Source organism: Bradyrhizobium sp. AS23.2 (genome assembly GCF_001908185.1).
Lineage (GTDB): Bacteria > Pseudomonadota > Alphaproteobacteria > Rhizobiales > Xanthobacteraceae > Bradyrhizobium.
In genome coordinates this window covers 1-10,184 of record NZ_LGHM01000233.1, presented here as the reverse complement: position 1 = coordinate 10,184, position 10,184 = coordinate 1, and the positions used below count along the sequence as shown (strand labels likewise).

Annotated in this window: 12 protein-coding genes and 2 pseudogenes; 7 read left to right on the top strand and 7 right to left on the bottom strand. The window is 63.2% G+C overall.

Going from position 1 to position 10,184, the window contains the following annotated elements; translation table 11 throughout:
- Positions 1-153: 153 nt before the first annotated feature.
- Together AC630_RS38675 and AC630_RS38670 are read right to left on the bottom strand one after the other, a co-directional pair.
- Positions 154-1,116 carry a D-2-hydroxyacid dehydrogenase family protein gene (locus AC630_RS38675; protein WP_074123615.1) on the bottom strand — a complete coding sequence of 321 codons (963 nt, stop codon included), beginning with the start codon at positions 1,114-1,116 and terminating at the stop codon, positions 154-156.
- A 128-nt stretch (positions 1,117-1,244) separates the two neighbouring features.
- Positions 1,245-1,460, bottom strand: a complete 216-nt coding sequence (locus AC630_RS38670; RefSeq protein ID WP_074123614.1) for a hypothetical protein — start codon at positions 1,458-1,460, stop codon at positions 1,245-1,247.
- 233 nt (positions 1,461-1,693) lie between these two features.
- Between AC630_RS38670 and ettA the strand changes: the two genes are divergently transcribed.
- Together ettA and AC630_RS38660 are read left to right on the top strand one after the other, a co-directional pair.
- Positions 1,694-3,343, top strand: coding sequence for an energy-dependent translational throttle protein EttA (gene ettA, locus AC630_RS38665; RefSeq protein ID WP_074123613.1), 1,650 nt, complete (start codon positions 1,694-1,696; stop codon positions 3,341-3,343).
- Positions 3,344-3,350: 7 nt separating this feature from the next.
- Entirely contained in the window at positions 3,351-4,577 is a 1,227-nt protein-coding gene (locus AC630_RS38660; RefSeq protein ID WP_074123612.1) for a lytic murein transglycosylase, read from the top strand.
- A gap of 78 nt (positions 4,578-4,655) precedes the next feature.
- Here AC630_RS38660 and AC630_RS38655 read toward each other — a convergent pair.
- Together AC630_RS38655 and AC630_RS38650 are read right to left on the bottom strand one after the other, a co-directional pair.
- Positions 4,656-4,941 (bottom strand): annotated as a pseudogene (locus tag AC630_RS38655) (hypothetical protein).
- 223 nt (positions 4,942-5,164) lie between these two features.
- Complete coding sequence (locus AC630_RS38650) at positions 5,165-5,497, bottom strand: hypothetical protein (RefSeq protein ID WP_074123611.1); 333 nt, start codon at positions 5,495-5,497, stop codon at positions 5,165-5,167.
- A 129-nt stretch (positions 5,498-5,626) separates the two neighbouring features.
- On the opposite strand from AC630_RS38650, the gene AC630_RS38645 reads away from it, so the two are divergent.
- The 3 genes from AC630_RS38645 to bfr all read left to right on the top strand — a co-directional run bounded on the left by AC630_RS38645 (position 5,627) and on the right by bfr (position 6,987).
- Complete coding sequence (locus AC630_RS38645; RefSeq protein WP_074123610.1) at positions 5,627-5,932, top strand: hypothetical protein; 306 nt, start codon at positions 5,627-5,629, stop codon at positions 5,930-5,932.
- Between the two features lie 161 nt (positions 5,933-6,093).
- Positions 6,094-6,366, top strand: coding sequence for a (2Fe-2S)-binding protein (locus AC630_RS38640; protein ID WP_074123609.1), 273 nt, complete (start codon positions 6,094-6,096; stop codon positions 6,364-6,366).
- A gap of 132 nt (positions 6,367-6,498) precedes the next feature.
- The gene (gene bfr / locus AC630_RS38635) at positions 6,499-6,987 is read left to right on the top strand and encodes a bacterioferritin (protein ID WP_074123608.1); all 489 of its coding nucleotides are present in this window, start codon (positions 6,499-6,501) and stop codon (positions 6,985-6,987) included.
- A 129-nt stretch (positions 6,988-7,116) separates the two neighbouring features.
- Here bfr and AC630_RS38630 read toward each other — a convergent pair whose 3' ends face one another.
- Together AC630_RS38630 and AC630_RS38625 are read right to left on the bottom strand one after the other, a co-directional pair.
- On the bottom strand, positions 7,117-7,719 hold the full coding sequence (locus AC630_RS38630; RefSeq protein ID WP_074123607.1) for an MSMEG_1061 family FMN-dependent PPOX-type flavoprotein: 603 nt from the start codon (positions 7,717-7,719) through the stop codon (positions 7,117-7,119).
- Between the two features lie 121 nt (positions 7,720-7,840).
- Entirely contained in the window at positions 7,841-8,917 is a 1,077-nt protein-coding gene (locus tag AC630_RS38625; RefSeq protein ID WP_074123606.1) for an alpha/beta fold hydrolase, read from the bottom strand.
- Between the two features lie 249 nt (positions 8,918-9,166).
- Between AC630_RS38625 and AC630_RS38620 the strand changes: the two genes are divergently transcribed.
- The gene (locus tag AC630_RS38620) at positions 9,167-9,433 is read left to right on the top strand and encodes a DUF2277 domain-containing protein (protein WP_074123605.1); all 267 of its coding nucleotides are present in this window, start codon (positions 9,167-9,169) and stop codon (positions 9,431-9,433) included.
- 98 nt (positions 9,434-9,531) lie between these two features.
- Positions 9,532-9,759 carry a hypothetical protein gene (locus AC630_RS38615; RefSeq protein WP_074123604.1) on the top strand — a complete coding sequence of 76 codons (228 nt, stop codon included), beginning with the start codon at positions 9,532-9,534 and terminating at the stop codon, positions 9,757-9,759.
- Positions 9,760-9,904: 145 nt separating this feature from the next.
- Here the strand turns inward: AC630_RS38615 and AC630_RS45980 are convergent.
- Positions 9,905-10,184: pseudogene (locus tag AC630_RS45980) on the bottom strand (collagen-like protein); the annotation flags it as partial.

The window sequence follows — 10,184 nt, the reverse complement described above, 5'->3', positions numbered from 1 at the left end:
GTCATCCATGCTGGCCTCCGTTCGCCAGCATGGAGTTTGAATCAGAAATTGCCCCATCTGGGAATCCAGATTCCGCTAAAAGACAACATGCTCTAGGCGCTGCAGGAAAACTTGAGATTGCGAAGGGCGTGCCGACGGCACGCCCTTTTCGTTTCAGGCCAGCTTCCGCGGCAACTCGCCGCCCTTGGTCCAGGCGTCGATCGCCTCGACCATCTGGCCGTAGTGGATGCGCAAGCCGTCCTCGGTCGCGTAACCGAGATGCGGCGTCAGCACGAGATTGTCGAGCTTGCGGAAGGGATGATCGACCGGCAGCGGCTCGACCGAGAACACGTCGATGCCGGCGCCGGCGATCCTCTTCTGCTGCAAGGCCTCCAGCAGCGCCTGCTCGTCGACGATCGGCCCGCGCGCGGTGTTGACGAGGAAGGCTGTCGGCTTCATCCGCGCGAGATCCGCAGCGCTGACCAGGCCGCGCGAACGTTCGCTCAGCACCACATGAATGGTGACGATGTCGGCCCTGGCGAACAGCTCCTCTTTGGTGGCGTAGCCGACGCCGGCCTCCTTGCACTTCTCCGGCGTGAGGTTCGGGCTCCAGGCGATCACGTTCATGCCGAACGCCTTGGCGATGCCGGCCATCTTGCTGCCGAGCTTGCCGAGCCCGACGATGCCGAGCGTCAGGCCTTCGATCTCGACGCCGGCAAAGGTCTGCCAGGGCTCGCCCGCATGCATGCGCGCATTCTCGCGGCCGATGCCGCGGGTCAGTTCCAGGATCAGGCCCATGGTGAGCGGAGCGGTCGGATCGCGCGAATATTGCGTGCCGCCGATCGTGACGCCACGCGCCTTCGCAGCCTCCATGTCGATCGAGGCGTTGCGCATGCCTGAAGTGAGCAGCAGCTTCAGCTTCGGCAGCGCTGCGAACAGGCTCTTCGGGAATGCCGTGCGCTCGCGCATCGCGCAGATGATCTCGAAATCGGCGAGCGCGCTCGCGGCAGCCTGCTCCGAGGCGAAGGGATCGCTGAACACGGTAACGTCGACGCGGTCGGACAGTTTCTGCCAGTCGGCGACGTCGAGGGCGAGGTTGAAATAGTCGTCGAGAATTGCACAGCGCAGCCGCGTCATCAGCGTTCATCCATCGCGAGAGGTGACGGCGCAAGCGGGGCCGCCATCGGAACCGAGCCATGGTTGCGCGCAATCAGAGCCGCGCGCAAGCGGCTCGCGTCTTCAAGAATCCGATAGGGGAGAGGGGCTCAGAGGTCGCGGGGCTTCAGGCGGACCGGCGCATTCATGCCGTGCTTGGCACGCCAGGCGGGGCCGGGGCCGCGCATGTAGTGCTGCTCGGGGCGATAGGGATTGAAGGCCACGGCGAAGAAGCGCCTCCAGAAGCTCTTAATCTCGGATGCGAGCCCGGAGCCGTTCCCGGCTTTGGCCGGAACGGGAAGGGAAGTGGTCTCGATCAGAGCCATGACGCGGCCTCGCTGCTCTCCCGTTCCTTCAGAGCGGGTGGCGCTTTTTCAGCGCAACAACGAGCTTTCGCCTGATTTATTAAAAGATGGTTTCAATTGTCCGGATCGGGGGCCGGATGGTGTCCGTTCCGTATTCATCCGTGGTGAACGGAGGGAAAACATTGCCCTTTGGGGACAGGATCGCTACATCGGCGGCAACCAAATTCCCTCAAATCGAAGGTTTCACGGGACCGATGGCGCGCCAGTTCATCTATTTCATGCAAGGCCTGACCAAGAGCTACCCGACCCGGAAGGTGCTCGATAACATCCATTTGTCGTTCTACCCGGACGCCAAGATCGGCGTGCTCGGCGTCAACGGCTCGGGCAAGTCGACGCTGCTCAAGATCATGGCCGGCCTCGACAAGGAGTACAATGGCGAGGCCTGGGTCGCCCAGGGCGCTCGCGTCGGATATCTCGAACAGGAGCCGCATCTCGATTCGACGCTCTCCGTGCGCGAGAACGTCATGCTGGGCGTCGCCAAGCAGAAAGCCATCCTCGATCGCTACAACGAATTGGCGATGAATTATTCCGAGGAGACTGCCGACGAGATGACCAAGCTGCAGGATGAGATCGAGGCCCAGGGTCTCTGGGATCTCGACAGCAAGGTCGACCAGGCCATGGATGCGCTGCGCTGCCCACCCGACGATGCCGATGTGACGAAACTCTCGGGCGGCGAGCGCCGCCGCGTCGCGTTGTGCAAGCTGTTGCTCGACCAGCCCGAGTTGCTGCTGCTCGACGAACCGACCAACCATCTGGATGCCGAGTCGGTGTCGTGGTTGGAAGGCCATCTGCGCAACTATCCTGGCGCCATTCTGATCGTGACCCACGATCGTTACTTCCTCGATAACGTCACGAGCTGGATTCTCGAACTCGACCGCGGCAAGGGGATTCCCTACGAGGGCAACTACTCGTCCTGGCTGCTGCAGAAGCAGAAGCGGCTGGAGCAGGAAGGCCGTGAGGACGCCGCGCATCAGAAGACGATCGCCCGCGAGCAGGAATGGGTCGCGTCCTCGCCGAAGGCGCGTCAGGCCAAATCCAAGGCGCGCTATCAGCGCTACGAGGAGCTGCTCAAGCAGGCGAGCGAGAAGCAGACCCAGACCGCGCAGATCATCATCCCCGTCGCCGAGCGGCTCGGCGCCAACGTGGTCGATTTCGAAACGCTCAGCAAAGGCTATGGCGATCGCCTGCTGATCGACGATCTCACCTTCAAGCTGCCGCCCGGCGGCATCGTCGGCGTGATCGGCGCCAACGGCGCCGGCAAGACCACGCTGTTCAAGATGATTACCAAGCAGGAAACGCCGGACAAGGGCACGATCACAGTCGGCGAGACCGTGCATCTCGGCTATGTCGATCAGTCGCGCGATGCGCTCGATGGCAACAAGAACGTGTGGGAAGAGATCTCCGGCGGCAACGAGCTGATCCTGCTCGGAAAGAAGGAAGTTAATTCGCGCGGCTATTGCTCGTCGTTCAACTTCAAGGGCGCCGACCAGCAGAAGAAGGTCGGTGCGCTCTCGGGCGGTGAACGCAACCGCGTTCATCTCGCCAAGATGCTGAAGTCCGGCGCCAACGTGCTGCTGCTCGACGAACCGACCAACGACCTCGACGTCGATACGCTGCGCGCGCTCGAAGAGGCGCTGGAGGACTTTGCCGGCTGCGCCGTCATCATCAGCCACGATCGCTGGTTCCTCGATCGCATCGCGACCCACATCCTGGCCTTCGAAGGCGACAGCCACGTCGAATGGTTCGAAGGCAATTTCCAGGATTACGAGAAGGACAAGATGCGCCGGCTTGGCCAGGACAGCATCATTCCGCATCGCGTGAAGTACAAGAAGCTGACGCGGTGAGACCGGCATGATACGGCGGGCGCTCATCGCTGCGGTGATCGTGGTCACCTGTGGCTGGTCGTCCGCCCGTGCTGCCGACGCCGCCTTCACCCAGTTCATCGCCTCGCTCTGGCCGGAGGCGCAGGCGGCCGGCGTGTCGCGCGCGACGTTCGAAGAGCAGACGCGCGGGCTCGAACCGGACTACAAGCTCCCCGATCTCATCTTGCCCGGACGGCCGGCGACCGGCGCGCCGTCGCAGGCCGAGTTCGTCCAGGTGCCCGCCGACTACGTCAAGGAAGCCTCGATCGCGCGGCTCGCAGGCGAGGGGCAGCGGCTGCTGCAAAAATATCGCCCTGCGTTGACGGAGATCGAGAAGCGTTCGGGCGTGCCGGCGACCGTGATGCTCGCGATCTGGGGGCGCGAAACCGACTACGGCCGCTACACGCTGCCTTACGATCTCGTCCGCGTACTGGCGACGCAGGCCTATGTCGGGCGTCGCAAGGACACCTATCGCAACGAGTTCATTCTGTCGCTGAAGATCCTCGGCGAGGGCGTGGTGACGCGCAAGGACATGCGCTCGTCCTGGGCCGGCGCTACCGGGCTCACGCAATTCCTGCCGTCCGAATATTACAAGCACGGCGTGGACTTCGACGGCGACGGTCGCATCGACATCTGGCATTCGGTGCCCGATGCGTTGGCCTCGGCCGCGCAGCAGCTGGTCAACAAGGGCTGGCAGAGCGGTGTGCGTTGGGCCTATGAGGTGCAGGCGCCGGCGAAGGTCGATTGCACCAGTGGCGTACCCGAGGTGACGAAGCCGATCAGCCAGTGGCTGCGCGAAGGTTTTGTGCCGGTGCGTGGCCAGAAGCTGAGTGCCGCAGAGCAGGGGCAGCCGGCCTCACTGCTACAGCCGGAAGGCATTTACGGCCCGTCGTTCCTGACCACGAAGAACTACTTCGTCATCAAGGAATACAATTTCTCCGACCTCTACGTGTTGTTCGTCGGCCATCTCAGCGACCGCATGACGAGCCCGCTGTCGTTCGCAACGCCGTGGTCGGCCTCGAAGCAGTTGCGCACGAAGGACGTCGAGACCATGCAGCGCGGTCTCACGCGCGTCGGGCTCTACAAGGACAAGATCGACGGCAAGGCCGGTATGCAGACGCGCGCCGCGCTTGGCGCCTATCAGAAGTCGGCAGGCCTGAAGGTCGATTGCTGGCCGAGCGAAGAGGTGCTGCGCTCGATTGAGACGGCGCGATAGCGCTGGACCAAAAGAAAAAGCCCGGCCGATGCTTTCGGCCGGGCTTCGATCGCGGCGCGGATGCGCCCTGCGATCAGATCAGTAGCAAACGCGGACCGGGCGGATGACCCAGCCGTAACCGTCCCAGTAGCGCTGGCGCTGCCAGTAGCAAGGCGGGGGGCGGCGGGCCGGGCTCGGCGACATAAACCGGACCACCATAGGCCGGACGGCTCGCCGCGATGGCGCCGCCGACGATGGCGCCGCCGAGCAGGCCGGCTGCGATACCCGCGCCGACGCCGTCATGGGCCTGGGCGGCCGGAGTGGCGGTCACCAGCGAACCGGCGACCGTCGCAACCGTGAGGGCGGCAACTAAAGTCTTCTTCATGCTCTTGGCTCTCCTGGGAGATGGACGTTCCTTGTTAGGAGCGTCCGGGTTTCAAAGGTTCACGCACACTCTGATGAAATCGACCGTGCGGCTAGGAAGCGCGCAAATGGTCAATCCACGGTAAACGCACACGGAGCTGTGACGAGAAAAAGCGGTCTTTTTCAGGCCCGAGATGAACGGCGTATCGGTAGTGAACCGACCCAAGCAAGTGGTCCAAGTCGCCTCAGCCACAGACCCTGACGCGCCTGACGCGCCAGGCATAGCCGTCCCAGAAGCGCTGCTTCTGCCAGACACAGCCACCGCCATAGTAGTCGTCGGCGACATAGCCCGGACCCGGCGCGTAATAGCGGGGCGGGTAGTAACCGGGGCCATAGCCCGGACCATAGGCATAGCCGGGTCCGTAATAATACGGAGAGGCCAGCGCGCTGCCCACGATGGCACCGCCAATGATCCCGGCGGCCACGCCCGCCGCGACGCCGCGCTGGGCATGGGCGGGTGTTCCGGCCGACAGGGCCAGGGTGGCGACGGCAGCAACTGCCAGGAGCGATTTCTTCATTGGCTTGACCTCTCAAACTCGGAACTCTTTGGGGCCTAAAGTTCCATACTTCGTTTGAACGATCAATGAACGGCACCCTTGCCGGGTGCGACCAATTGGTGTGGATCGCAGGTCCGCAGGAGACGATGAATGGGCAACGCGATGGTGAATACTTTAATCGCTGCCGGGATCGTCTTCGCGATCGGCTACGGCTGGTTCACCCATATCCAGAGCCGCGGCCGGCGCTCCCGCGCAGCGGCCGGGAGTGACGGGGGTAGCGGCAGCGGCGACAGCTATTCGGGGACGAGTGACAGTTTCTCGCTGGGGAGCTGGTTTTCCAGCGACAGCTCGGGAAGCTCGACAGACGATGGCAGCTGCTCCAGCAGCGATAGCGGCAGCAGTGGCGGGGATTGCGGGGGCGGCGGCGATGGTGGTGGAGGCGGTGGCGGCGACTAGGTCCGCCGCAATCTTGATCCAACGCAACGCCCTATTTTAGAGCCGTTCTAGGCTGTTTCCAGGCCAGTTTGGAATAGCTTCAAATACCGGTTTTTCCCTTTGCATCCGGACGGCCCCTTAAATATCGATGATGGCGTATCACCGAAGGGTCTGCCGCTTCCATGATCGTTTGTTCCTGTAACGTGCTGAGCGATGACGATATCCGCGCCGCCGTCGCCGAGTCGGACGACGCCGTGCGTCATGCCAAGCAGGTCTATGGATGCCTCGGCTGCAGCGCCGAATGCGGCCGTTGCGCCCGCACGATCAAGACCATCATCGACGAAGCACGTGGCCCCTGTGCCGAATCCTGCTGCTCCGGCTGCCCGCACAGCCATACCATGGCCGCCAATGACGAGACGGCCGAGCCCGCCCAGTTCGCCCTCGCGGCCTGCTGAAAGCTTCCCCAAGATCGGCTGAGCTTTTCCCCGGCTGCGTCCCGGTAGCCGTTGCCCTCATCCATAAACTGACTTAGAAGCATTCTAAGCTCGGTTTAGGACCGATTTGGACTGCAAGAGCTGGAGTGAACCATGCAGGGCGACGCCAAAGTCATCGACTATCTCAACAAGGCGCTGCGTCACGAGCTGACTGCGATCAACCAGTACTGGCTGCACTATCGTTTCCTCGACAATTGGGGCCTCCTGGACATGGCCAAGGTCTGGCGCAAGGAGTCCATCGAAGAGATGGAGCACGCCGACAAGCTCACCGCGCGCATTCTGTTCTTCGACGGTTTCCCGAACATGCAGGTGCTCGATCCCCTGCGCATCGGCCAGAACGTCAAGGAGATCATCGAGTGCGATCTCGCCGCCGAGATGAGCGCCCGGGCGCTCTACCAGGAAGCGGCGACCTACTGCCACGGCGTCAAGGATTACGTCACGCGCGACCTGTTCGAGAAGCTGATGAGCGACGAGGAGCACCACATCGACTTCCTCGAAACCCAGCTCGACCTGATCGGCCGCGTCGGCCTCGAACTCTACACCCAGAAGCACGTCGGCGGGCTCGAGGGCGAGGGGCACTAAGCTCCGGCTCTGCTCTCTCCATTCGTCATGGCCGGGCTTGACCCGGCCATCCACGCCTTCGCGCACCAAGAACGTGGATGCCCGGGACAAGCCCGGGCATGACGGCATGTTTGCGGCACGAAAGCTCGCCTACAGCTGCGTCTTGTACCGCGCTTCCACGATCTCCTGACTCTCCGGCTCGCCGAGGCTGGTCTGATCGTGGATGACCTGGCTGATGCTCGGCATGACCGAGCGCTGCACCTTCTCCGGCGCCCACAGCTTTGAGCGCATCAGCGCCTTGCCGCAATGGAAATAGACTTCGCTGACGGCGACGTTCAGCACCGCGCGCGGCGGCTTGCCGAACTCCTCCATGGACGCGAGCAGGTCCGGATCGGCTGACAGCGTGCCGCGGCCACCGACGCGCAGCGTCTCGTCGATGCCGGGCACGAAGAACAACAGATGCACGAAGCCCGAGCCTTCGACGACGTTCCGAAAGCTGTCGATCCGGTTGTTGCCGGAACGGTCGGGCATTAGCAGTTGGTTGGGGCCGGCGACGTGGACGAAGCCAATGCTTCCACCGCGCGGCGATGCGTCGACGCTGCCATCAGTGCCCGATGTCGCGAGCACGCAGAACGGCGACATCTCGATGAACTTCTTCGCATGCGCGTCGATTGCGGGACGCGCTTTCGCGATCACGCGCGGGGTCGGCTTCGGATAGATGGTGGCGAGGTCTTCGGCGCAAAGGTCGGCCAAGGGTATTCCTCCGCATCAGCTTTGTACCGAAGTTACTTGATCGTGCTGGAGCCAGCCAACGAAATCGGCATGCCACCTTGTACTAGATGGCGTCCGAAATGGAGTGAGCTCCGGCGATCCCTTACATCGTCCGCTGCGGCGCGGTTTGCAGCAATTGCCGGACCTGCTCACTGTAGAACTTTGCGTTGCCGGTGGTGCCGTGGCCGCGCGTCTCGGTGCTCGCGGGGATCAGGTACAGGCGGCCGTTCTTGACCCGCTTCATCGCGGCTTCCGTGACTCCGGTCTCCGGCGGATTGCGCTCGTCGTCGGCGGAATTGATCAGCAGCAGCGAGGCCTCGATCTGCTCCAGCTTCTCGGCGGCGTTGTAGTCGTGCGAGGAGTCCCACTGGTAGACGAAGTCGTTGGCATCCGCCGTGATCGGCGTCGCCAGCCGTTCGTCGACGATCTTGTCGGCCTTCGCCGCCGTCGGCGCCTGTTGCTGATAGGCTAGCGTGCCGCCAATGCTGGCGATGCCGTAGGCGGTGATCGCGTATTTCATCATGCGCGGCTGGCTGGTGTAGTTGCCACCGTTGTAGTCGGGATCGTTGCGGATGGTGTCGAGCATGATCCGCCGCATCATCCAGTTGCGCGACGCCATCTCGGTCGGCTGCGAGGCCATCGGCACCAGCGCGTCCATCTCCTTCGGATATTTCTCGCCCCATATCCAGGTTTGCATGCCGCCCATCGAATTGCCGATGACGAGCCGCAGATGCTTGACGCCGAGGCCTTCCTTCACGAGGCGATGCTGCGCCTCAACCATGTCGTCGTAATTGTATTTCGGGAAGCTCGTCTTCATGCCGTCGGACGGCTTTGACGATTTGCCGTGGCCGATCGCGTCGGGGATGATGATGTAATATTTGGCAGCGTCGAGCGGTTGCCCGGCGCCGAACAGCTCGCCAGCGAAGGCGGGTGACAGCATGCTCGCGCCCGAGCCGCCCGTTCCGTGCAGCACCAGCACGGGCTGGCCGCTGGGCTCACCGACGGTGGTGTAGTGCAGCTTCAACTCCGGCGTGGTCTCGCCGGTGTGGAACTTGAAATCTTTGGCGATCCAATCGCCCTGTTTCGGCGCCGGATAGTCGGCGGCCAATACCGATGTCGAGATGGCCGACGCCGAGATCGAAAGCAGGATGGCCGACAGCGCCGCGCAAGAAGCCCTCATGTTTCTCTCCCCATGCGGCTCATGGTTAGCGGCCGCGTTGCGCGCGATCTTACCAGCTGGCCTCCACGGATCGAGAGCAGACCCCCGCTCATCCTGGAAAACATTTCCTCGATGTTGCTGCGCGCAAGTGGAATATTCGGACATCAGCCATGGCCTGTTCCGCCTGTGACATGCCGTTGCAAGCGATGTAGGATTTCGGCTTCTCCATTCGTCCTCGGATAGCATCGGGCCTGCCACGGGAGAGACTGCATGTGCCGCAACATCAAGACGCTGTTCAATTTCGAGCCGCCGGCGACGGAGGACGAGATCCACGCCAGCGCGCTCCAGTTCGTGCGCAAGCTGTCCGGCTTCAACAAGCCGTCGCAGGCCAATGAGGAGGCCTTCGAGCGTGCGGTGGCGGAGGTGTCGGAGGCGGCGCGCCGGCTGCTAACCTCGCTGCACACCCATGCGCCCGCGCGGGATCGTGAGGTCGAGGCAGAAAAGGCCAGGGAGCGTTCGCGGCAGCGGTTCGGTTAGTCGGTCTCGAATGTCCGTTTCGTGATCTGGCTCACGGTAGCGACGATCTCAACGCGCGATGATGTCTGCCGGGGTTTTTGACAACCCGGAGCACGATCATGAGCCGCTCCCTTCTTCTTCCCCTCAAAGCAGGTGCCGTCGCCTTCACGGTGCTGTGGACCGCCTGGATGATGTGGTGGGGCGGCTCTTACAGCAGCATCAACCTCGTCATCCTGACGCTGGTCGGCACGCTGATCGGCTATCTCTGGTATCGCACCATGCGCTGGCAGTTCGAGCGCATGGGCATGCTGCCGCGCAAGGATGATGCCTCCGGGCATCTTGAATGAGGCTCGTGTCCCGGATGCGGCGCGGCGCGAAGTGCCGCTCCGCAGAGCCGGGACCCAGCAATTGTGCGCACATCGCTCGGCAACATGGGCCCCGGCTCAGCAACGCAGCATTGCATGCCGCGCTGCGTCCGGGGCACGCAACCATTTAGGCTCGGCTGCTAGTCCTTGTGGCCGTGCTTCTTCTTTTTCTTTTTTTCTTGTGATCGTCGCCTTCGCCGTCGTCGCTCTCGTCATCGACGAACGCCTCGTCGGCTTCATGCACCGCGGCCTCGAGCGCCTCGCGCTCGGCGGCTTCCTGCTCGCGCTGGCGGCGGCGCTCGTCCCAGGCGTCGAAGAGCTGCTCGAGCCACGGCAGCACCTGCTCGATCGAGGGCAGCTGGCCGGGCGGTCCCGCCTCGCCGCGCGGGCCTTGCGGTCCCGCGGGC

What these genes read in the sequence shown, in the direction of transcription:
- AC630_RS38675 (WP_074123615.1), bottom strand. Translation starts at nt 1,116, where the DNA reads ATGACGCGGCTGCGCTGTGCAATTCTCGACGACTATTTCAACCTCGCC.
- AC630_RS38670 (WP_074123614.1), bottom strand. Translation starts at nt 1,460, where the DNA reads ATGGCTCTGATCGAGACCACTTCCCTTCCCGTTCCGGCCAAAGCCGGG.
- ettA (WP_074123613.1), top strand. Translation starts at nt 1,694, where the DNA reads ATGGCGCGCCAGTTCATCTATTTCATGCAAGGCCTGACCAAGAGCTAC.
- AC630_RS38660 (WP_074123612.1), top strand. Translation starts at nt 3,351, where the DNA reads ATGATACGGCGGGCGCTCATCGCTGCGGTGATCGTGGTCACCTGTGGC.
- AC630_RS38650 (WP_074123611.1), bottom strand. Translation starts at nt 5,497, where the DNA reads ATGAAGAAATCGCTCCTGGCAGTTGCTGCCGTCGCCACCCTGGCCCTG.
- AC630_RS38645 (WP_074123610.1), top strand. Translation starts at nt 5,627, where the DNA reads ATGGGCAACGCGATGGTGAATACTTTAATCGCTGCCGGGATCGTCTTC.
- AC630_RS38640 (WP_074123609.1), top strand. Translation starts at nt 6,094, where the DNA reads ATGATCGTTTGTTCCTGTAACGTGCTGAGCGATGACGATATCCGCGCC.
- bfr (WP_074123608.1), top strand. Translation starts at nt 6,499, where the DNA reads ATGCAGGGCGACGCCAAAGTCATCGACTATCTCAACAAGGCGCTGCGT.
- AC630_RS38625 (WP_074123606.1), bottom strand. Translation starts at nt 8,917, where the DNA reads ATGAGGGCTTCTTGCGCGGCGCTGTCGGCCATCCTGCTTTCGATCTCG.
- AC630_RS38620 (WP_074123605.1), top strand. Translation starts at nt 9,167, where the DNA reads ATGTGCCGCAACATCAAGACGCTGTTCAATTTCGAGCCGCCGGCGACG.
- AC630_RS38615 (WP_074123604.1), top strand. Translation starts at nt 9,532, where the DNA reads ATGAGCCGCTCCCTTCTTCTTCCCCTCAAAGCAGGTGCCGTCGCCTTC.